Consider the following 20856-nt stretch of genomic DNA (forward strand, 5'->3'; position numbering starts at 1 on the left):
ACAAGGACTCCGTATGGACAATGCCCGGAATACCGCATCAGCCCTGAAACCCGCCTCACCGTTATCCTTTACCGATGATGATTTGCAGCTGCCGGTGCTGCGGGAACACCTGGAGCATTACCGCCGCTGGCAGGCCGGCGCCTTCCGTGAAGGTCATCCGGTTCATACCCTGCTGCTGACCCGCAGTGATTATATCGATCAGTTGCTGATCCGCCTGTGGCAGTTTTTCAGTTTTGATGATGTTCCGGATTTTGCCCTCGTCGCCGTCGGCGGTTACGGGCGCCGTGAACTGCATCCGCTGTCAGATATCGATATTCTGCTGCTGAGCAGAACACCGCTGCCGGAGGCACTCACACCGAAAATCGGTGAGTTTATTGCCGTGCTGTGGGATCTGAAACTGACCGTCGGGCACAGTGTCCGCACCCTGGATGACTGTATCCGTGAAGGGCTGGGTGATCTGACCGTCGCAACCAATCTGATTGAATCCCGCCTTATCTGCGGCACATTACCCCTGTTTCTGCAATTACAGCGGCAGATCTTTGATGACAGCTTCTGGCCGTCACCGCGCTTTTTTGCCGCCAAACTGGCGGAACAGAAGGAGCGCCACGACCGCTATCACAGCACCAGTTATAATCTGGAGCCGGATATCAAAAGCAGCCCGGGCGGGCTGCGCGATATTCACACGCTTCTCTGGGTGGCACGCCGCCATTTCGGCGCGACCTCCCTGTATGAAATGGCCGGTTCCGGTTTCCTGACCGATGCCGAACGGGAAGAACTGAATGAGTGTCTGGATATGCTCTGGCGTATCCGTTTTGCCCTGCATCTGTCCCTGAGCCGTTATGATAACCGCCTGCTGTTTGACCGTCAGCTCAGTGTGGCGGAACAGCTCGGCTATGACGGTGAACGCAATCAGCCGGTCGAACGGATGATGAAAGCGTATTATCGTGTCACCCGCCGGGTATCCGAGCTCAATGAGATGCTGCTGCAACTGTTCGACGAAGCGATTTTACATGCCGGACACCACGACACACCCAAACCCCTTGATACCGATTTTCAGCTGTACGGCCACCGCATCGGGCTTATCCGCGATTCGCTGTTCAGTGAGGATCCCGCCGCCATTATGCGGATGTTTTACCGGATGGCCTGTGATGACACCATCACCGGTATTCATTCCGGCACATTGCGCCGGCTGCGCCTCGCCCGCCGTCACCTCAGCCGCCCGCTGATGGAGTACCCGGAAGCCCGGAAGCTGTTTATTGCGATTCTCCGCCATCCGCGCGGTGTGAGTGCTGCTTTTGTCCCGATGCACCGCCATGGCGTGCTGGGGGCGTATATGCCGCTGTGGGGTAATATCGTCGGGCAGATGCAGTTTGATCTGTTCCATGCCTATACCGTGGATGAGCATACGCTGCGGGTACTTGGAAAAATCGATACATTCGGGCGGGAATCCGAACGGGTGAATCATCCGGTGTGTGTGGATGTTTATCCGGAACTTCCGCAGCCGGAATTGCTGCGACTGGCGGCACTGTTCCACGATATTGCCAAGGGCAGACAGGGCGATCATGCCGTTCTTGGTGCCGCAGATGCGCGGGAGTTTTGTGAATATCACGGCCTGAATGAAAAAGATACGGATTTGGTCAGCTGGCTGGTGGAGAAACATCTGCTGATGTCTGTGACCGCGCAGCGCCGCGATATTCAGGACCCGGAAGTTATCCGTACGTTTGCCGCTGAAGTGCAGAGTACAGAGCGGCTCCGTTACCTTATCTGCCTGACCGTTGCCGATATATGGGCAACCAATGCCTCTTTGTGGAACGGCTGGCGGCGCAGTCTGCTGCGTGAACTGTTTATCAGCACAGAGAACCAGTTACTGCGCGGTGTGCACAATAAACCCAATCTGCGCCAGCGTATCCGCCACCACCGTGACCGCGCGCTGGCCCTGCTGCGCCAGGACGGGGCTGATGAGCAAAAACTGAATCAGTTATGGTCGCGCTGTCACGCGGACTATTTTCTGCGTCATACCCCGGAACAACTTGCCTGGCATGCCGGCGCACTGCTGAAAAATGATATGGCATCCCCGCTGATCCTAATCAGTAATCAGCGCAGTCACGGCGGCAGTGAAATTTTTATCTGGTGTGACGACCGCCCGTCCCTGTTTGCCTCTGTGGTCAGCGAGCTGGATCGCCGCAATCTCAGTGTGCAGAATGCGCAGATTTTTACCAACCGCGACAATATGGCGATGGATTCCTTTGTGGTGCTGGAACCGGACGGCAAACCGCTCGCTGCTGACCGCCATAATACTATCCGTAAATCGCTGGCCGGGGCGGTCACCACCGATTATGTGCCGAATCACCGTACCCGGACAGCACCGGCCAAACTGCGCCATTTTGATGTGCCGACACGGGTAAAATTTATCCACAATAAACGCGGCCTGCGCAGTTACATGGAATTATATGCTTTGGATAAACCCGGACTGCTGGCGCAGGTCGGTCAGATTTTTGCCGGACTCGGGCTTCAGCTGCACGGTGCACGCATCACCACAACCGGCGAAAAAGTCGAAGATATTTTTATTCTGACGGATAAGGATAATAAAGCGCTGGATAAAAATATTCAGGAAGAACTGACTGAACGGTTGACAAAAGCCCTCAATTCAAAGGATAAAACAGAGTAAATTCATCAAAGCACCAGATAAAAGGAAACAAACACCGATGCAGCAATTACAGGCCATTATTGAATCCGCCTTTGAAGATCGCGCCGCCGTTACACCAGCCACCGCCACGCCGGCACTGCGTGATGCAGTTAATCAGGTGATTGAGTTACTGGACAGCGGAAAACTGCGGGTCGCTGAAAAAATCGGCGGCACCTGGGTGACACATCAGTGGCTGAAAAAAGCGGTGCTGCTCTCTTTCCGTATCAGTGACAATCAGGTGATGGACGGGGCTGAGTCCCGTTACTTTGATAAAGTCCCGATGAAATTCGCGGATTACGACCAGGCGCGTTTTGAGCGCGAAGGGTTTCGTGTGGTACCGCCTGCGGCAGCCCGCCGGGGTGCATTTATCGCCCGCAATACCGTGCTGATGCCGTCTTATGTCAACATCGGTGCCTATGTGGATGAAGGCACGATGGTCGATACCTGGGCGACAGTCGGCTCCTGCGCGCAGATCGGGAAAAATGTGCATCTCTCCGGCGGTGTCGGCATCGGCGGGGTATTAGAGCCGTTACAGGCCAATCCGACCATTATTGAGGACAACTGCTTTATCGGCGCACGCTCCGAAGTGGTGGAAGGGGTGATTGTGGAAACCGGCTCCGTGATTTCCATGGGCGTGTATATCGGTCAGAGCACCAAAATCTATGATCGCGAAACCGGCGAAATTCACTACGGCCGCGTCCCGGCAGGCTCCGTTGTTGTCTCCGGCAATCTGCCGTCAAAAGATGGCCGTTACAGCCTCTATTGTGCGGTGATCGTCAAGAAAGTGGATGAAAAAACGCGCGGCAAGGTCGGAATTAATGAATTGTTACGCACCATAGACTAATCTCAGAAATAGCGGATAATAACTCCGCTATTTTTTTATCCGTGCATCTTATCTTCCGTCATTTCCGGCGGAAACAGGACAGAATAACAATCAATAGGTGGCGCACATGTATGACAATTTAAAAAGTCTGGGAATTACGCATCCTGAAGATATTGATCGCTACACACTTCGTCAGGAAGCGAACAATGACATTCTGAAAATCTATTTCCGCAAGGATAAAGGTGAATTTTTTGCCAAAAGCGTGAAGTTCAAGTATCCGCGTCAGCGTAAAACGATTCAGGATGCACAGGGTTTCAAAGAGATTAACGAGATCAACAGCAACCTGCGTTATGTCATCGAAGAGCTGGATACCATTTGCCAGCAGACAGAAAGCGCAATGCCGGAAATCGATCTGAAGCGTAAGATCCTGGACGATCTCCGCCATCTGGAGCACGTGGTGTCCAATAAGATCGCTGAAATTGAAAGTGATCTGGAAAAACTGACCCGCAAGTAACCGGATGAAACAATGCCGCAGTGCTGTCAGGCTGCTGCGGCGTTATTTTCCGTCATCAGCTGACCAGCGCCGCCCAGGCCGTCAGCCACGGCTGAGCGAACTCTTCCGGTGCGTCAACCTCCGTGCCGTCAATTACCAGCATCTCCCCGATGCGCTGTGCCTGCTGCTCCTGCAATAACTCATCGAACTGACGGCCGCCGCCGGCAAAATGATCATAACTGCTGTCGCCCAGTGCGATAATGCCGTAGCGCAGTGACGGCTGATAACCGATGTCATCCCGCAGACCGGCAAACAGTTCGCGGATATTATCCGGCAGATCGCCCTGCCCGGTGGTGGAGGTGATCACCAGCGCCACATCCGTGAGATAATCTTTCCACTGTGACAGTTCCGGTTCATCAAATAACACCACTTCATGACCGGCCTGCTCCAGAATAGCCTGTGCTTCTTCACCCACAGCCAGCGAGTTGCCGTAAACTGTGCCGATAAAAATACCGATACGTGCCATTATCCGTCCTTTTTAATCAGTAAAATCAAATTATTAGCAAATCAGGGTAATGTCCAGCCCAGCTGTTTTGCCACCTGCTGCCAGGCGTCATCAAATCCCGCACGCAGCACCAGTGGTTCTCCGCTGACCGGATGTGTCAGCGCCAGCTCCGATGCGTGCAGCATCAGCCTGCGGCTGCCGAAATGTTCCGTGAATCCCCGGTTCTGACGCAGATCGCCGTGGGCGGTATCACCGATAATCGGATGCCGCAAATGCCGCATATGTCGGCGCAGCTGATGTTTACGTCCGGTTTCCGGTTTCAGTTCCGTCAGGGTAAAACGGGATGTGGAATAACGCCCGATAGCCACCGGACACTCCACTTTCGCCAGCGGGCGGTAGTGTGTCACCGCCGGTTGCGCCGGTTTTTCCGCCGCAAACTTATCAGCAATTTTATCCAGCTCCTCCACCAGCGGGTAATCCAGCGTGGCCGCTTCTTCGATCCAGCCGCGTACCACCGCATGGTAAGTTTTCTGCATTTCATGCCGCTCAAGCTGTTGTGACAGCAGCCGCGCCACATCAGACGACAGCCCCATCAGCAGGACGCCGGAAGTCGGCCTGTCCAGACGGTGAACCGGAAAAACATGCTGGCCGATCTGGTCACGCAGAGTCTGCATCACAAAGACCGTTTCATGGCGGTCAAGCCAGCTGCGGTGAACCAGCCATCCGGCGGGTTTATTCACCGCGATGATATGTTCATCCTGATAACAGATTTCCAGTAATGGTTTTTCCGGTAATAGCTTTTCCGGTAGTGACTTTTCCGGTAATGACGTGTCCTGCAATGATCGTGTCACGCGAAAATCCCGTCCAGTGCCCGTAAATGGTTAAGCAGCACCAGATAGCGTGCAGCCTGTTCATCCCCGCTGTAATGCTCTTCAAAATACGGGGCTATCTGAAAGGCAGACGGCAGTGCAGCGCCCTGCTCAATCATGGCGTACAGACGCGGGATAAGGATCCACTGTAACCACTCGTGGGCGTTCATGGTATCCACTGCAAACGGCAGTTCACTCTCAAATGCTTCTGCTGCCGGAGGCTGCCCCTGCCACAGATCGACGGCGCGCATTTCATTTTCAATGTCCGTCAGGATCGCAGTAATCTGCTGATGTTTTGTCATAACCGAAACCTGTTTACGCTGTAAAATTTATTTTTCCGCAGCCGGTGCCGCTGATATCTGTAGCGTAACATTGAGGTCAGATAAGTAAAAATCAATTCCTGTCCGGAAGACATAAAAAGGCATAACGGGGATTTGCGGGGGGATTAAAAACGAGGGGGAAAAAATCCCCCTCGTTTCTAATAAAATAACATCCTGTCTCTGCTGAAAATACTTCCGTGTATTTTCGTCCGCTTCCTTACGAACGCAGACAGCATGCCGCAGACGGCAGTGACAGGCAATAATACCGGCGGTAAATCACGATGATAACGCAGAGTTAATTATCTGAATTTACTTATCATTTTCAGTAATCCGGGAATTTCCGGCAAACCGTATTACAGTCATTGCCGGTAAAATCCCACACCGCTGTCAGTGATATTTATGCCGGGCATACCGCTGTCAGCTGTGACAGAAACGATGCGGTATCCGCTGCCAGCACCCGCCGCTTTGTGGTACCAAACGTTTCGAGGATCACTTCACCGCTCAGATTACAGACTGAAATCATATCGAATTCCGATTCCAGCGTGGCGATAAACTGTGTCGGCGGCAGTTTCAGACGGCGCTGCGTGACCAGATGGCCAATCAGGTTTTCCTGTAAGCGGATAAAATCGTCCTCACTCCAGACCTGTACCAGACTGAGCTGAATATCCTCAAAAACGGCCTGCATATCCCCGGCAAACTGCTGCGTGTAAAATTCACTGATATCCGGATGCAGCTGAATATCCAGCGCTTTTTCAACCGGCTGCAACTGTTTGTCTGCGGTGAATTCCGCCGGTTCCCAATATACACATTCATCACCGGTGCGGATAATACACGGGGAAGGAATACCATAAAGATCGTGACTGATCGGCGGTAAACCTGTTTTTTCCTGCCATAAACCGACATAATGCCGGGTAAACTGATGTAACGCCTGAGAAACTGTGCGGGTCATATCGCAAAACCTGTTAAACATAAAAGTATCATGCCGCTATAGTAACGTATGACAGACTGTATTGGCGACAGGCGGTACTATTTTTCACCTGATGTAAAAGGGTTATTTATGTCTCTGTATGAAGGAAAGGCGGAACTGGCGTCACTGACGCTCGGTAAAAAAACCGGTTATGAGCAGCATTACAATCCCGCCCTGTTACAGGGTGTGCCGCGCAGCCTCAACCGGGATGCACTGCATCTGCATGCGGATAATCTGCCTTTTCGCGGTGCGGATCTGTGGACACTCTATGAGCTCTCCTGGTTACAGCCGAACGGCGTGCCCTGCATTGCACTCGGCTATGTCTCCCTGGATGCCGCCGGTCTGAATCTGATCGAATCCAAGAGCTTCAAACTCTACCTCAACAGCTTTAACCAGACTGTTTTTGCTTCTGCGGATGATGTCCGCCGTACCCTGGAACAGGATTTAAGCGCCTGTGCACAGGGAAACGTCACGGTGCAGCTGCTGCGTCCTGATCAGTTCGCGGAACAAAAAATCATTGATTTTACCGGTGAGTGTATCGATTATCAGGATATTACGATTACGGATTATCAGTTCAGCAGTGATTATCTTATTGATGCCGTCAATGAAAATGACGATGTCGTTGAGGAAACGTTAGTCAGCCACCTGCTAAAATCAAACTGCCTGATTACACAGCAGCCTGACTGGGGCTCGGTTGCCATACAGTATCACGGCCCCAAAATTGATCGCGAAAAATTGCTGCGGTATCTGGTGTCATTCCGCAATCATAACGAGTTTCATGAGCAGTGCGTTGAACGGATCTTTACCGATCTGAACACACATTGCCGCCCGGTTGCCCTGACTGTCTATGCCCGTTATACACGGCGCGGCGGACTGGATATCAATCCGTGGCGCACCAATACGGACTTTACTCCGTCTGCGGATCGTCTCGCCCGCCAGTAAGGCAAACAGCGCGCAACCTGTACGACTACAATTTATCCACGGGATAACAAGGAGTTTTACTTGATCACACATATCAGCCCGTTAGGCTCTATGGATCTGCTTTCCCAGCTCGAAGTTGATGTTCTGAAACGGACAGCAAGCAGTCACCTGTATCGTCTGTACCGCAACTGCTCACTGGCGGTACTGAATTCCGGCAGTAAAATGGATAACAGTCATGAGTTACTGTCCCGTTTTCCGGATTTTGACATTAACGTGCTGCGCCGTGAGCGCGGAGTAAAACTCGAACTGGTAAACCCGCCGCAGAATGCATTTGTTGACGGTAAAATTATCCGCTCACTCCAGGCCAACCTGTTTGCTGTGCTGCGCGATATCCTGTTCGTACAGACCCAGATCACCGATGCGGAACGCTGCCGCGGCCTGAATCTGGATAACAGCGCGCATATCACCAACCTGATCTTCTTTATCCTGCGTAATGCCCGCGCCCTGCATATTGATGAAGATCCGAATATGATCGTCTGCTGGGGCGGCCACTCCATCAATGAAACCGAATACCTCTACGGACGTAAAGTCGGTAACGAGCTGGGGCTGCGTGAACTGAATATCTGTACCGGCTGCGGGCCGGGTGCAATGGAAGCGCCGATGAAAGGTGCTGCTGTCGGCCATGCCCAGCAGGGGTACAAAAACAGCCGTTTTATCGGTCTGACCGAACCGTCTATTATTGCTGCCGAGCCGCCTAACCCGCTGGTGAACGAACTTATCATCATGCCGGATATCGAAAAACGGCTGGAGAGTTTTGTCCGCCTGGCACACGGGATCATCATCTTCCCGGGCGGGGTCGGTACAGCCGAAGAGCTGCTCTATCTGCTGGGGATTCTGATGCATCCGGATAACAAGGACCAGGTCCTGCCGCTGGTGCTGACCGGGCCGAAAGAGAGCGCCGATTATTTCCGCGTGCTCAATGATTTCGTGGTCAACACCCTGGGTGAAGAAGCCACCCGCCACTATCAGATCATTATTGATGATCCGGTGGAAGTTGCCCGCGTGATGAAGCGCGCCATGCCTGAAGTGAAGGATAACCGCCGCAGCACCGGGGATGCCTACAGCTTCAACTGGTCAATTAAAATCGCCGGTGATTTGCAGCATCCGTTTGAGCCGACACATGAAAATATGGCTGCGCTGAACCTGTACCGCAATCAGGAGCCGGAAAAACTGGCGGCAGATCTGCGCCGCGCCTTCTCCGGCATCGTCGCCGGTAACGTGAAAGAAAACGGCATGCAGGCCATCGCACAACACGGGCCGTTCAAAATCCACGGCGAAGAAGCCATTATGCAGCGGATGGATGTGATGCTGCGCGGGTTTGTTGAGCAGCACCGGATGAAGTTACCGGGTGGCACCGCTTACGAGCCATGCTACGAAATCATCCGCTGATACTTTTTCTCTGAACTGTTTCCCCGCCGCCGGCGGGGAAATTATATATAGCGACTATGATCCATTTACTGATTATCGATGCAATGAATCTGATCCGCCGGATCTACGCCGTGCAGAGCCAGTCCGGTCTGCTGGTCTGTGAACAGGCGCTGATGCAGATCCTGGGTCATGCACAACCCACACATGCCGTCACGGTCTTTGATGAAGACGACCGAAGCCACAGCTGGCGTCATCAGCTGCTGCCGGGTTACAAAGCCGGACGCAGTGAAATGCCGGAGGTTGTCCGGCAGGAATTGCCGCTGCTGCGGGAGATGTTTGCCCGTCACGGTATCCGGGCATGGCATTCCGAGGGGGATGAAGCGGATGATCTCGCAGCCACACTGGCGCACAAAGTCGGTCAGGCGGGACACAGGGTAACCATTGTCTCCACCGATAAAGGCTACTGCCAGCTGCTTTCCCCGCAGATTCAGATCCGCGACTATTTCCAGAAACGCTGGCTCGACATGCCGTTTATTGCAGCGGAATTTGGCGTTACCGCACAGCAATTGCCGGATTTCTGGGGCTTAAGCGGTATCAGCAGCAGCAAAATTCCGGGGATAACCGGTATCGGTCCGAAAACTGCGGCCACACTGCTCGGCACCTTTGCTGATCTGGACTCACTCTACAGTAATATTGACCAGGTGCCGGAAAAATGGCGTCAGAAACTGATCGGCGGAAAAGCAATGGCTTACAGCTGCCGTGATGTCGCCACCCTGAAACGGGACTTGCACTTACAGGGTAATCTCAGCCAGTTACGGCTGCCGGCGGGTAATATCTCTTAAACCAGACAAACGGAGTGCCTGTGTTTACGAAAGTGCGCATTATTTTCGGGATTTTTGCTGTTACCGGGCTGCTGTTGCTGACGGGCGGCAGTTACTTATACCTTTCCGGTTATTCGCAGGAAAAAAACGGAATCGTAACCACCGGAGAAATCATCGATCTGTCGGTGCACCGGTCGGATAACGGCATCTCATACTGCCCGGTGGTGAAATACACAGACGGACAGGACGCGTATGTCATGGAGTCCTCCTATTGCAGCAGCGGCTACCGCAATGCATCGGGTGACAACATTGAGGTTATTTATCCGCCCGGCATCCCGGCTGACGCGGTTATCCGTTCCTTCGGCGGCCTGTACGGCGGTGCCGTGATCCTTCTCGGGATGGGAGTGATATTTGCACTGGTTGGCACGCTGCCGCTGATTATCATGTATCTGCGGGGGAAATCTGCTCAGCGTCTGCTGCGCGAGGGCATACCGGTTAAAGCCGGAATCACCGGCACAGACATGAACACGATGATCAGTATCAACGGCCGCTGCCCGTACCGGATTGTGGCGCAGGTGCACAACAGTGCCGAAAACACCGTAAAACGGTATTACAGCCGCAATATTGAGTTTGATCCTGCACCGTTTATTCATCAGGAATTTGTCACGGTTTATGTGGACACGAAAAATCCTGATAACTATTTCATGGATATCTCGTTCCTGCCGGCAGTAAAGTGATAAAAAAATCCCGGCAATCTGAACCGCCGGGATTTTAACGATATTTACCGCTGACAGACGTAAATCAGAATACCCGATCCGGGTTATACGCTCCCCACACGCGCTGAACATGTACCGTAATTTCCTCACGGTCATGATACAGATGCTTCGCATGGATCAGCGCATTTACGCCCTGCTCTTTCATTTCAGCTGCCATTTTTTCGAGGATATGCGATACCTCTTCATAGCGTTTTTTCATCGGCAGTTTGAGGTTGAAAATCATCTCACGGCACCAGCCGTTAACCATCCAGGTGGTCATCAGCGCAGCCACTTTTGCCGGTTTTTCCACCATATCGCAGACCAGCCAGGTAATATTTTTGGAGGTCGGCACAAACCTGAAACCATCCTCGCGGAGATGACGTACCTGCCCGGTATCCATCAGACTTTCTGCCATCGGGCCGTTATCGACCGCCTGAACACGCATACTGTGCTTCACCAGCTGATACGTCCAGCCGCCCGGGCATGCACCCAGATCCACCGCCTGTAATCCGCCTTCCAGACGCTCTTCCCACTCGTCATACGGAATAAACATGTGGAACGCTTCTTCCAGCTTAAGCGTGGAGCGGCTCGGTGCATCTGACGGGAATTTCAGACGCGGGATGCCCATGTAGAACATCGAGTTATTATTTGAATACGAATAACCGACATAGCAGCAGCCGGGAGCGATAAAGAAGACATGGATAACCGGACGTCCCCGGTTCTCTTTCGCCAGCAGCAGTTTTTCCTGACGCAATGCCGAGCGCAGCGGCACCGTAAATTTACGGCAGAACTTCATCAGCTCTTTGGCTTCGTTGGTATCAGGCACTTCGACGCGCAAATCACCGGCACGCTCAACCACACCGGTCAGCATCCCCATGATCGGTGTGATCCGGTCGTTTTCAGGTAAATTTTTCAGCAGTTCGCCGATAACGATCATCTGGCGGGCAAAAATCAGTTCTTTAAACGGGATCTCTTTTGCAATGCGATCGGCATCATCCGGCTGATAACATTCAAAAATGACATAACCGCTGTTCTCTTTAACCCGCGGGAAACCAAAAATCTCAAGACGACCGGCTTTATCCGTAATCTCTGCCGCACACTCTTTTTCAAAACCCGGGCGGCAATATAATGCTATTTTATTCATGGCCGGAAGCCACTTTCCTTAGACGCAATGCGCCAATTAATACACAAAACCAGCCTAACAGGAAACTTACCCCGCCAACCGGCGTAAAATAGGCAAAATATTTCATCTGTAACAGCGCCATACAATACAAGCTGCCGGAGAACAGCAAAATGCCGATCCCGAAAAACAGTCCGCTCCAGTAAAACCACAAGACCACTTTGCGCATCAGCACAGCGGCAAGACCGATCAAAGCGAGTGTGTGTGAGATCTGGTACTGGAGACCCAGATTAATCCAGTCCATCTGGTGCTTTGCCAGTAACGGCGTTAAAAGGTGCGATCCGATCGCGCCGAATGCAACATAAAAAAAGCCGCTGAAACCGGCAAAAATTAACATCAACCGACTATTCATTTGCCATACCTTATGTGATGTTCAGGTTAATCCTGCTCACTTGTCATCCAACCTAGTTTTTCCTGTTCACTCGCCGCCTGCGCCATAATCCACTGACGGAATGCTGCGATTTTACCGGAATCAGCCTGACTGTCCTGACACACCAGATAAAACGCATTTTTACTGACCAGAATATCTTTAAACGGGCACACCAGGCGACCGGCATCCAGTTCATTTTTTGCCATAACATTATTGACCAGTGCCACGCCCTGTCCGTGTACTGCGGCCTGAATCACCATCGCACTGTGGCTGAAAATCGGCCCGTGCTGCACATTGACCTGCTGCTGTAAATCCGCCTGGCGGATATACGCCTGCCAGTCACGGCGGGATGAATCATGCAGAAGTGTATGATACGACAAATCGGTCAGCGTTTTGAGCGGTCGTTCACCGGTCATCAGTGACGGCGCGCACACCGGTATAAGATACTCCGCATACAGCCGGTCTGTCCGCAGACCCGGCCAGTTACCTTTGCCGTAAAAAATCGCCACATCCACATCATCGGCCAGTTTATCTTCTTCGCGGTCGACCGCCTGGATACGCACATCAATCCCCGGATAGGCCTGATGGAAACCGGAAAGACGCGGCACCAGCCACTGGATAGCGAAACTCGGTGACAGGCTGACGGTCAGCGCTCCTTTGGCACTGCGTGCCTGAAGTTTGCGCGTGGCATCATTTATCGCTGAGAAGATCTCCTTAATATCGAGATAATAACTCTGCCCCTCTTCCGTCAGCAACAACGAACGGTTCCGGCGGCGGAATAATTTCAGCCCGAGGAAATCTTCCAGGCTTTTCATCTGATGGCTCACGGCGGCCTGAGTCACAAAAAGTTCTTCCGCCGCCTTAGTAAAACTTAAATGGCGGGCGGCAGCATCGAAGACACGCAAAGCATTGAGCGGAGGCAATCGTTTGGACATTTTCTGGTTTTTCTGTCTGATCCGGATACCGGTAACGTAAGTTTAGTCTGGATTAGTTTTTGTAATCCGAAGCATTATAAATTGTCCCTTGATGATACACCAGCAAATACCTATAGTATGCCCACTTCCTAAGCCGGAACGAAAAGTTGAACGGTAGCGATACTGCAAAACTTTTGGCTATGTGGTTGTGATGTTGTGTTTGCAAGTTGTCCGGGAGTTCCGGACATAGTAGCTTAAGCTACTGTTTTTTTCACTTCCTGTACATTTACCCTGTCTGTCCATAGTGATTTTTTGAATGCACCGCCGATTGCGGTGCTTTTTTTTGCCTTCCGCCCGCAGATACCTTTTCCCCGTCTGGAAAGCTGCCACGATGTTGATTATAGTAAACCGTCGCTGACGGTGCTACCGCTGCGATCCGGCCGGTCACCGGCAGGCTGCCGCCTCTGATGTACCGGATACCGCACTTTTTGCATAAGTTCTGTTTATCTCAGACAGCTGTTGGTTACACTGATGAAAACCTTCTCTCCCGATACATTCCGCCGCGCCTTTCCCGTGACTTCCGGTGACACTGTCTTTCTCGACAGCGCAGCCACTGCGCTTAAACCGGATGTGATGATACAGGCAACCGCCCGCTATTATCAGAATAACAGCGGCGCGACTGTTCACCGCAGCCATCACCGGCAGGCCAGAGCCGTCACTGAGCAGTTTGAGCAGGCACGCGAAGCCGTACGGCAACTGATTCAGGCGGAGGATGCCCGCAGCTGTATCTGGACAAAAGGCACGACCGAATCCCTTAATCTCGCAGCTCAGGGCTTTTTCCGCCCGCGTCTGCAACCGGGGGATGAAATCATTGTCAGTGAATTTGAGCACCACTCCAACCTGATCCCGTGGATCATGCTGGCACAGCAGACCGGGGCAAAACTGGTGAAATGGCCGCTGACGGCGGTCAGAACTCTTTGCTGCGATCAGCTGGCAGCCCTGCTGTCACCGCGCACCCGGCTGGTGGCTATCACGCAGATGTCTAATGTTACCGGATACCGGCCGGATATCGCCCGCGCGGCACAACTGGCGCATCAGCACGGTGCGCTGATTGTCGCTGACGGTGCTCAGGGCGTGGTTCATCATCCGCTGAATGTCACGCTCTGTGATGTCGATTTCTATGCATTTTCAGCCCATAAGCTCTATGGCCCGAACGGGCTGGGTGTTCTGTACGGCCGCCCGGAACTGCTCAGTGATATGCAGCCGTGGCAGGGCGGCGGCAAGATGCTGACAGACACCGATTTTTTCAGCTTTACCCCCGCGCCGGTTCCCGCCCGTTTTGAAGCCGGCACACCAAACGTTGCCGGTGTCACTGCATTCGGGGAAACGCTGCGCTGGCTGGATACAATCGATCTCACCGCCGCCCATGATTACACCATTGCACTGTGTGACAGTGCGGAGCAGCAGCTCGCGTCACTGCCCGGTTTCCGCAGTTACCGCAGCCCCGGCAGCCCGCTGCTGGCCTTTAATATCGATGGTATTCATCACAGTGATATCGCCACACTGCTGGCGGAGAAAAATATCGCCCTGCGCCACGGACAGCATTGTGCACAGCCGCTGTGTCAGGCACTGGATACGGAAGGCTGCCTGCGGGCCTCCTTTATGCCGTATAATCAGCCGGATGATATCCGCCTGCTGGTTCAGGCCGTGCAATTTGCCCTTGAAATCCTGGCTGACGACTGAGAGAAAAAAATGACACACACATTTCCGGCACATCCGTTCGGCTACACTATCCGCCGTGAGCAGCTTGCGGAAACCTTTTCCGCCTGCCGCTCGTGGGAAGAAAAATACCGTCAGCTGGTGATGCTGGCACGTCAGTTACCGGCGCTGCCGCCGGAAAATAAACGTGAAGAAACTGAAATTAAAGGCTGTGAAAACCGTGTCTGGCTGGATGGTGCACTCAGCAGCAACGGCACGCTGCATTTTTGGGGTGACAGCGACGGGCGGATTGTCAAAGGTCTTCTGGCGGTATTACTGACTGAAGCGGAAGGGCTGACACCGGAGGCGCTGCTGTCCGCTGATTTATCAGCAGCGTATGAGCAGTACGGACTGAGCGCGCAGCTCAGCCAGTCCAGACAGAACGGAATTCAGGCACTGATTGATGCCGCACGTGCTGTCGCGCAGCGTTTCAGCGCCTGACCGGCTTATTCCGCGGCGGCACGCTCTGCTTTTGCCACCAGTTTTTTCAGTGCGTGAGAAACCGCCACAAAACCAAAGGATGCCGTCACCACGGTCGCAGCACCAAACCCGGCGGCACAATCCATCCGCATACTGCCTTCCGCGCTGTTTTTCATCCCGCAGGCCGCGCTGCCGTCCGCCTGCGGATACCGCAGCGGCTCTGTCGAAAAGACACAATCGATCCCGAGACGTCCTTTACCATTTTTGCGCACACCGTAGTCTGATTTCAGACGCTCACGCAGTTTTGCCGCCAGCGGGTCCTGCAAGGTTTTGGCCAGATCCGCGACCTGAATCTGTGTCGGATCAATCTGCCCGCCCGCACCGCCGGTGGTCACCAGCGGAATTTTGTTGCGCCGGCAATAGGCCAGCAGAGCCGCTTTCGGGCGGACGCTGTCGATAGCATCAATCACATAATCAAATCCGGGGCTCATCATTTCCGCGACATTCTCCGGGGTGACGAAATCATCCGTGCAATGCACCTCACACTCCGGATTAATCGCCAGAATCCGCTCCCGCATCACCTCAATTTTCGGCTGCCCGACGGTTCCCTGCATCGCATGGATCTGCCGGTTGGTATTGGTCACACACACATCATCCATATCAATCAGTGTAATAGCACCGATTCCGGTTCTCGCCAGCGCTTCCGCTGCCCACGAGCCGACACCGCCGATGCCGACAACACAAAAATGAGAGCGGGCAAATAAACGGAGTGCCTGCTGACCATAAAGACGCCCGATACCGGCAAAACGCTGCAGATAAGCATCAGATAAAAGGGTTTGCATAATACAGAAACCTGCGGTGAAAAATGACAGAAATGACGGAGAAATAATGCGGGTGCATACTTCGTCGCAAAGTATACACCCCGGGAATAAAAGACTACAGTGCCGGGTTCAGGATCGGCGGGATACCTTTTTTCAGTACCCAGACCCGGCCGTAATGGTTGTAGAATCCGGCCATCAGCCCGGCATCGTGGCCGATACCGTGATAAATATCGAAGTGATGTCCTTTGATAGCCCCGCCGACATCCAGCGCGATCATCAGGCGCATATCATAACGGCCGGTAAAATTACCCTGATTATCCAGCACCGGGACTTCTGCCAGCAGCGTTGTGCCCGGCGGGATCAGCGTTTTATCCGACGCCACCGACGCTTTGGCAATCAGCGGTACCGCACTCGCTCCTTTCACCGGCGCATACTGTTTCGGTGTGAAAAAGACAAAAGAGGCGTTTTGCTCCAGTAATTCCTGCACTTCCTGCGGCGAGTGATTGTCAGCCCACTGACGGATTGCCAGCATCGACATATCTTTCTTCTCTACTTCTCCGCGTTCGATCAGAACACGGCCGATACTGGTATAGCCGTGCCCGTTCTTCCCGGAATACGCAAAAAAGTTCAGCTCCGAACCATCACCAAAATCGATATAGGCACTGCCCTGAACATCCATCAGGAAGTTATCCATCAGTGAATTGCTGTAGGCGAGAACATAGTTATCACTCAGCGCACCGCGATAGATCTGAGCACGGCTCGGCAGGCGGCTGCCTTTTTTCGGCGGCATACGGTAGATGGGGTACTGAAATTCGCCCTGACGGGTATGACGGGCCTGAACAACCGGAGTGTAATAACCGGTGAACTGCACGTTTCCGTAGTTATCTTTGCCTTCCATCTGATATGTGTGCAGATTGAACTGCCGCAGTTGTGCGGTATCCGCACCGGAGCGCAGCCAGTTTTCAACCGCACGGAAATTTTCGCTGTACTGATTGTACAGACGCGGTGAGGTTGTCCGGATGGCATCCACCTGCTTCAGAAAGTCCGGGCCGTTGACCGGCACGCCGGGACTGTTGACGTTAGCCACTTCCTGTAAATTCTGCGTCAGGTGCCCGTCTTTATACTGCTGACCTTTGTCCGTCGGGCGTGATTCACAGCCAACCAATAACGAAAACAATGCACCGCACAACAAATACCTGCCGGTTTTGCTCATACCCATCCGCCAACCAATAATTTGAATTAATACAATATGTATGCGAACGATATCAAATCGCTTTCATTATGCAACCGGTTTCATTTTTTCCTCTGAACAATCATCCGGCTGAATGAACAAAAAAACGGCGATAAGCCGGATAATTAACCAAATCAGGGGGCAGGATAGCTTTTTATCGAGAAAAAACTTGCATCAGCTCTCATCCTGAGTATAGTGGGCGCCTCACAGACGCGGGATGGAGCAGCCTGGTAGCTCGTCGGGCTCATAACCCGAAGGTCGTCGGTTCAAATCCGGCTCCCGCAACCAATCTTTTGTGATGTGCGACGTTTGTGAAATATGATGTTTGTGAAGTATCGTATTTGTGAAGTGCTAAGTTAATGATATTCGGACGCGGGATGGAGCAGTCTGGTAGCTCGTCGGGCTCATAACCCGAAGGTCGTCGGTTCAAATCCGGCTCCCGCAACCAACCTTCTTATCATTAACAAAATCGGACGCGGGGTGGAGCAGCCTGGTAGCTCGTCGGGCTCATAACCCGAAGGTCGTCGGTTCAAATCCGGCCCCCGCAACCATTCTTCTGACAGACTCTCCTGTCACTTTTCCTGAAAAAACACAAAAATTTATCCCTGAAATACGATTATTTCAGTGCATAACTATGTCTGTGCTATATCTGCGCTGTATCTGCCCGTTTCACACCACATCCTTGTGATGTCTGTCTTTGTCATATTCTCAGTTGCGCCGTGCGACAGCACCACCGTTGGCAAAATAGGCCTTAATCCCCTGAAAAATAGAATTTGCCATTCCCTGCTGGAATTTGGCCGTTTTCAGGAGACGCTCTTCCTCAAGGTTACTGATAAAGGCGGTTTCCACCAGAATTGACGGAATATCCGGTGCTTTCAGTACCGCAAACCCGGCCTGATCAACCGTGCGTTTATGCAGTTTGTTCACATTCCCCATCCGTTTCAGCACTTCTGAACCGAATTTGAGGCTGTCTTTGATACTCGCGCTCTGCACCATATCAAACATGGTCTGGTCGAGGTATTTGTCGCCGCTTTTGCTGACGCCCCCGATTTTATCCGCATCGTTCTGGGTCTGTGCCAGGAATTTTGCAGTATTACTGGTCGCGCCCCGTGTCGACAGCGCAAAAACAGACGAACCTCTGGCAGATCGGTTGGTGAACGCATCCGCATGGATCGAGACAAACAGATCCGCCCGCATTTTACGGGCTTTGGCCACACGCACCGACAGCGGGATAAACACATCCTCATTACGCGTCATATAAGCGCGCATACCCGGCTCACGATCGATCAGCGATTTCAGACGGCGGGCAATTTGCAGCACCACATCTTTTTCGCGTGTTTTGTATTTCCCGATAGCCCCCGGGTCTTCCCCGCCATGGCCCGGGTCAATCATAATAACAACCGGCCTGTCCTGACCGGCTTTACCCGGTTTCGGCGTTTCACGCGGCAGACTCTCTTCCAGGTCACCGCGGTTGTAATCTTCCAGCAGCGCCAGCAGCGGATCATCTTCCGTTGCCGCACCATTTTTCGGATAAAAATCCAGTACCAGACGGTTTTTAAATTCGGCAACCGGCGTCAGCTCCAGTACCTGCGGGCTCATCGCCTGTTTCACTTCAAATACCAGACGGACAGTCTGCGGGTCGTTCTGACCGACACGGATCAGCTTCAGATGCGGATCGCGATCCTGCACCTGTTTATCCATTCCTTTCAGCACACTGTTGAGATGCACATTTTTCAGATCAACAACAATACGTTCCGGGTTTTGCAGTGAAAACTGCTTATATTTCAGCGGATGATCTGACTCGATAGTCACACGGGTATAACTGGATGCCGGCCAGATACGCACCGCCACAATCTGTGGCGACGCCGCAAAGCCGAACGGGCTGATACTCAGCAGACAAAACGCCGCAGCTCCTTTCAGTAACAGACGGCGTGACGCATCATGTTCAGAATGACTCATGAAAAAATATCCATAGCGTAAATCAAATCAACAATAACCGGCGCAGGTGGTGAAAACCGGAAAATTAAAGAAACAGAACAATTTATTCCGTAAATAATTTAAACGGCACTTTATCTAATCATTTGCGCCCTGTCATTATGCATTTTTGGCTTATATGGCGATAACACCACATAAAACCCGGCGAAATCCTGACCGGCGACTAAAATTTGCGCTTGCTATTCCCGCCCAAAAAGAATAAAAATACATAAATTACGAATAATAATTCACTTGCGAGGGTGTTATGAAAGAGCGCAGTATCGAACTGGTGGACGGATTCCGTCAGTCAGTTCCTTATATTAATGCTCACCATGGCAAAACATTTGTGGTGATGCTGGGCGGCGAAGCTATCGAGCATGAAAATTTTCCCGGTATTGTCAATGATATCGGTTTGCTGCACAGCCTGGGTATACGTCTGATTGTCGTGTACGGCGCCCGCCCGCAAATTGAAAAAAATCTGCTGGCCCATCAGTGTGAGCCGGTTTATCACAAAAACACCCGTGTGACGGACGCCCGTACCCTTGAACTGGTCAAACAGGCAGCCGGTCAGTTACAACTGGATATCACCGCCCGTCTGTCGATGTGTCTGAGTAACACACCGTTGCAGGGTGCGCATATCAATGTGGTCAGCGGAAACTTTGTGATAGCCCAGCCGCTGGGAATCGATGATGGCATTGATTACTGCCACAGCGGGCGTATCCGCCGTATCGATGAGGATGCTATCAACCGTCAGCTTAATAACGGCGGTATTGTACTGATAGGCCCGGTCGCTGTTTCAGTCACCGGGGAAAGCTTTAACCTGACGTCTGAGGAAATTGCCACACAGATTGCGATCAAACTGAAAGCGGAAAAACTGATTGGTTTCTGCTCTGCACAAGGTGTGGTGGCAGACGACGGCGGAATTATCTCCGAGATGCACCCGAATGATGCGGAACATTATGTGCACGCAATGGAAGGCAGCGGTGATTACTATTCCGGAACAGTCCGTTTCCTGCGCGGTGCCGTTAAAGCCTGCCGCCGGGGCGTAAAACGCAGCCATCTGCTCAGTTATCAGGAAGACGGAGCGCTCATCCAGGAACTCTTCTCCCGTGATGGTATCGGAACACAGATTGTGATGGAGAGTTCAGAGCAGACACGCCGCGCCAATATCAACGATATCGGCGGGATACTCGAACTTATCCGCCCGCTGGAACAGCAGGGCATTCTGGTGCGCCGCTCCCGCGAACAACTGGAAATGGAGATAGACAAATTCACCATTATTGAACGCGATAACACCACCATCGCCTGTGCCGCACTCTATCCTTATCCGGAAGAAAAAATCGGTGAAATGGCCTGCGTGGCAGTGCATCCCGATTACCGCAGCTCGGCACGCGGCGAGGAATTACTGCACCGGGTCACACAGCAGGCAAAACAGATCGGACTGGAAAAACTGTTTGTACTCACCACCCGCAGTATTCACTGGTTTCAGGAACGCGGCTTTGTACCGGCAGAAATTGAAAATCTGCCGGTCAAAAAACAGGCGCTGTATAACTACCAGCGGCGCTCCAAAATCCTGATCCTCGGCTTTCAGTAGTTCTTC

At 52.6% G+C, this 20856-nt stretch carries 20 protein-coding genes and 3 tRNA genes; 13 read left to right on the top strand and 10 right to left on the bottom strand.

All coding sequences use genetic code 11. The features are described from left to right. Positions 1-13 precede the first annotated feature (13 nt). The 3 genes from glnD (at position 14) to AAZR23_RS18585 (ending at position 4023) form a co-directional block, all read left to right on the top strand. Positions 14-2668 carry a bifunctional uridylyltransferase/uridylyl-removing protein GlnD gene (gene glnD / locus AAZR23_RS18575; protein ID WP_434694277.1) on the top strand — a complete coding sequence of 885 codons (2655 nt, stop codon included), beginning with the start codon at positions 14-16 and terminating at the stop codon, positions 2666-2668. A gap of 37 nt (positions 2669-2705) precedes the next feature. Further along, entirely contained in the window at positions 2706-3530 is an 825-nt protein-coding gene (gene dapD, locus AAZR23_RS18580) for a 2,3,4,5-tetrahydropyridine-2,6-dicarboxylate N-succinyltransferase (protein WP_004242209.1), read from the top strand. A 106-nt stretch (positions 3531-3636) separates the two neighbouring features. After that, positions 3637-4023, top strand: a complete 387-nt coding sequence (locus AAZR23_RS18585; protein ID WP_004237217.1) for a DUF3461 family protein — start codon at positions 3637-3639, stop codon at positions 4021-4023. A 55-nt stretch (positions 4024-4078) separates the two neighbouring features. On the opposite strand, the gene AAZR23_RS18590 is transcribed toward AAZR23_RS18585, so the two are convergent. From AAZR23_RS18590 to syd, 4 genes are all read right to left on the bottom strand, one after another. Continuing rightward, positions 4079-4528 carry a flavodoxin gene (locus AAZR23_RS18590; protein ID WP_046892779.1) on the bottom strand — a complete coding sequence of 150 codons (450 nt, stop codon included), beginning with the start codon at positions 4526-4528 and terminating at the stop codon, positions 4079-4081. Between the two features lie 41 nt (positions 4529-4569). Beyond that, positions 4570-5346 (bottom strand): tRNA pseudouridine(65) synthase TruC, encoded by a 777-nt coding sequence (gene truC / locus AAZR23_RS18595; protein WP_434694362.1) that lies wholly within the window; start codon positions 5344-5346, stop codon positions 4570-4572. An 8-nt stretch (positions 5347-5354) separates the two neighbouring features. Beyond that, positions 5355-5678, bottom strand: coding sequence for a YqcC family protein (locus AAZR23_RS18600; RefSeq protein ID WP_052926351.1), 324 nt, complete (start codon positions 5676-5678; stop codon positions 5355-5357). A gap of 415 nt (positions 5679-6093) precedes the next feature. Beyond that, positions 6094-6645, bottom strand: a complete 552-nt coding sequence (syd, locus tag AAZR23_RS18605; RefSeq protein WP_112550048.1) for a SecY-interacting protein — start codon at positions 6643-6645, stop codon at positions 6094-6096. Positions 6646-6753: 108 nt separating this feature from the next. Here syd and queF point away from each other — a divergent pair, with 108 nt between their 5' ends. Genes queF through AAZR23_RS18625 form a run of 4 tightly spaced genes read left to right on the top strand, consistent with a single transcriptional unit; the run spans position 6754 to position 10570 of the window. Continuing rightward, positions 6754-7605, top strand: a complete 852-nt coding sequence (gene queF / locus AAZR23_RS18610; protein ID WP_434694281.1) for an NADPH-dependent 7-cyano-7-deazaguanine reductase QueF — start codon at positions 6754-6756, stop codon at positions 7603-7605. A gap of 60 nt (positions 7606-7665) precedes the next feature. Continuing rightward, a complete protein-coding gene (gene ppnN, locus AAZR23_RS18615) occupies positions 7666-9033 on the top strand; it encodes a nucleotide 5'-monophosphate nucleosidase PpnN (RefSeq protein WP_434694282.1) in 1368 nt (455 codons plus the stop codon). 56 nt (positions 9034-9089) lie between these two features. Next, positions 9090-9854: a flap endonuclease Xni gene (gene xni, locus AAZR23_RS18620; RefSeq protein WP_434694284.1), complete on the top strand. Its 765-nt coding sequence runs from the start codon at positions 9090-9092 to the stop codon at positions 9852-9854. 20 nt (positions 9855-9874) lie between these two features. Further along, a complete protein-coding gene (locus AAZR23_RS18625; RefSeq protein WP_166706994.1) occupies positions 9875-10570 on the top strand; it encodes a DUF3592 domain-containing protein in 696 nt (231 codons plus the stop codon). 64 nt (positions 10571-10634) lie between these two features. On the opposite strand, the gene rlmM is transcribed toward AAZR23_RS18625, so the two are convergent. From rlmM to AAZR23_RS18640, 3 genes are read right to left on the bottom strand one after another with little or no spacing between them, the layout of a single operon-like run. Then, positions 10635-11732, bottom strand: coding sequence for a 23S rRNA (cytidine(2498)-2'-O)-methyltransferase RlmM (gene rlmM / locus AAZR23_RS18630; protein ID WP_107680647.1), 1098 nt, complete (start codon positions 11730-11732; stop codon positions 10635-10637). Further along, positions 11725-12120, bottom strand: a complete 396-nt coding sequence (locus AAZR23_RS18635; RefSeq protein WP_107680648.1) for a DUF423 domain-containing protein — start codon at positions 12118-12120, stop codon at positions 11725-11727. Before AAZR23_RS18635 ends, rlmM begins: the two co-directional genes overlap by 8 nt. Positions 12121-12146: 26 nt before the next feature. Next, positions 12147-13073 (bottom strand): transcriptional regulator GcvA, encoded by a 927-nt coding sequence (locus AAZR23_RS18640; protein ID WP_046894173.1) that lies wholly within the window; start codon positions 13071-13073, stop codon positions 12147-12149. A gap of 510 nt (positions 13074-13583) precedes the next feature. Here AAZR23_RS18640 and csdA point away from each other — a divergent pair. Both csdA and csdE read left to right on the top strand, forming a co-directional pair. Further along, positions 13584-14795, top strand: a complete 1212-nt coding sequence (gene csdA, locus AAZR23_RS18645) for a cysteine desulfurase CsdA (RefSeq protein ID WP_434694286.1) — start codon at positions 13584-13586, stop codon at positions 14793-14795. A gap of 9 nt (positions 14796-14804) precedes the next feature. Further along, entirely contained in the window at positions 14805-15251 is a 447-nt protein-coding gene (gene csdE, locus AAZR23_RS18650; RefSeq protein ID WP_218427411.1) for a cysteine desulfurase sulfur acceptor subunit CsdE, read from the top strand. A gap of 5 nt (positions 15252-15256) precedes the next feature. Here csdE and tcdA read toward each other — a convergent pair whose 3' ends face one another. Next, positions 15257-16072 (bottom strand): tRNA cyclic N6-threonylcarbamoyladenosine(37) synthase TcdA, encoded by an 816-nt coding sequence (tcdA, locus tag AAZR23_RS18655; protein WP_166706991.1) that lies wholly within the window; start codon positions 16070-16072, stop codon positions 15257-15259. 94 nt (positions 16073-16166) lie between these two features. Further along, the gene (mltA, locus tag AAZR23_RS18660; protein ID WP_054425217.1) at positions 16167-17264 is read right to left on the bottom strand and encodes a murein transglycosylase A; all 1098 of its coding nucleotides are present in this window, start codon (positions 17262-17264) and stop codon (positions 16167-16169) included. Between the two features lie 229 nt (positions 17265-17493). On the opposite strand from mltA, the gene AAZR23_RS18665 reads away from it, so the two are divergent. From AAZR23_RS18665 to AAZR23_RS18675, 3 genes are all read left to right on the top strand, one after another. Then, positions 17494-17570: transfer RNA gene (locus tag AAZR23_RS18665), tRNA-Met, on the top strand. A gap of 83 nt (positions 17571-17653) precedes the next feature. Next, a tRNA-Met gene (locus AAZR23_RS18670) sits at positions 17654-17730 on the top strand. Positions 17731-17756: 26 nt separating this feature from the next. Then, a tRNA-Met gene (locus AAZR23_RS18675) sits at positions 17757-17833 on the top strand. Between the two features lie 157 nt (positions 17834-17990). On the opposite strand, the gene amiC is transcribed toward AAZR23_RS18675, so the two are convergent. Further along, complete coding sequence (gene amiC / locus AAZR23_RS18680) at positions 17991-19241, bottom strand: N-acetylmuramoyl-L-alanine amidase AmiC (RefSeq protein ID WP_046894168.1); 1251 nt, start codon at positions 19239-19241, stop codon at positions 17991-17993. Between the two features lie 280 nt (positions 19242-19521). Here amiC and argA point away from each other — a divergent pair, with 280 nt between their 5' ends. Beyond that, the gene (gene argA / locus AAZR23_RS18685) at positions 19522-20850 is read left to right on the top strand and encodes an amino-acid N-acetyltransferase (RefSeq protein ID WP_046894167.1); all 1329 of its coding nucleotides are present in this window, start codon (positions 19522-19524) and stop codon (positions 20848-20850) included. Positions 20851-20856 lie beyond the last annotated feature (6 nt).

The sequence above is a fragment of the Morganella sp. Je.2.23 genome, from assembly GCF_051129855.1.
Taxonomy (GTDB): Bacteria; Pseudomonadota; Gammaproteobacteria; order Enterobacterales; family Enterobacteriaceae; genus Morganella; species Morganella sibonii.

Coding starts and splice junctions, on each gene's coding strand:
- glnD (WP_434694277.1), top strand. CDS start 14: ATGGACAATGCCCGGAATACCGCATCAGCCCTGAAACCCGCCTCACCG.
- AAZR23_RS18585 (WP_004237217.1), top strand. CDS start 3,637: ATGTATGACAATTTAAAAAGTCTGGGAATTACGCATCCTGAAGATATT.
- tcdA (WP_166706991.1), bottom strand. CDS start 16,072: ATGCAAACCCTTTTATCTGATGCTTATCTGCAGCGTTTTGCCGGTATC.
- csdA (WP_434694286.1), top strand. CDS start 13,584: ATGAAAACCTTCTCTCCCGATACATTCCGCCGCGCCTTTCCCGTGACT.
- AAZR23_RS18640 (WP_046894173.1), bottom strand. CDS start 13,073: ATGTCCAAACGATTGCCTCCGCTCAATGCTTTGCGTGTCTTCGATGCT.
- mltA (WP_054425217.1), bottom strand. CDS start 17,264: ATGAGCAAAACCGGCAGGTATTTGTTGTGCGGTGCATTGTTTTCGTTA.
- syd (WP_112550048.1), bottom strand. CDS start 6,645: ATGACCCGCACAGTTTCTCAGGCGTTACATCAGTTTACCCGGCATTAT.
- argA (WP_046894167.1), top strand. CDS start 19,522: ATGAAAGAGCGCAGTATCGAACTGGTGGACGGATTCCGTCAGTCAGTT.
- rlmM (WP_107680647.1), bottom strand. CDS start 11,732: ATGAATAAAATAGCATTATATTGCCGCCCGGGTTTTGAAAAAGAGTGT.
- csdE (WP_218427411.1), top strand. CDS start 14,805: ATGACACACACATTTCCGGCACATCCGTTCGGCTACACTATCCGCCGT.
- AAZR23_RS18635 (WP_107680648.1), bottom strand. CDS start 12,120: ATGAATAGTCGGTTGATGTTAATTTTTGCCGGTTTCAGCGGCTTTTTT.
- queF (WP_434694281.1), top strand. CDS start 6,754: ATGTCTCTGTATGAAGGAAAGGCGGAACTGGCGTCACTGACGCTCGGT.
- xni (WP_434694284.1), top strand. CDS start 9,090: ATGATCCATTTACTGATTATCGATGCAATGAATCTGATCCGCCGGATC.
- AAZR23_RS18590 (WP_046892779.1), bottom strand. CDS start 4,528: ATGGCACGTATCGGTATTTTTATCGGCACAGTTTACGGCAACTCGCTG.
- amiC (WP_046894168.1), bottom strand. CDS start 19,241: ATGAGTCATTCTGAACATGATGCGTCACGCCGTCTGTTACTGAAAGGA.
- AAZR23_RS18600 (WP_052926351.1), bottom strand. CDS start 5,678: ATGACAAAACATCAGCAGATTACTGCGATCCTGACGGACATTGAAAAT.
- dapD (WP_004242209.1), top strand. CDS start 2,706: ATGCAGCAATTACAGGCCATTATTGAATCCGCCTTTGAAGATCGCGCC.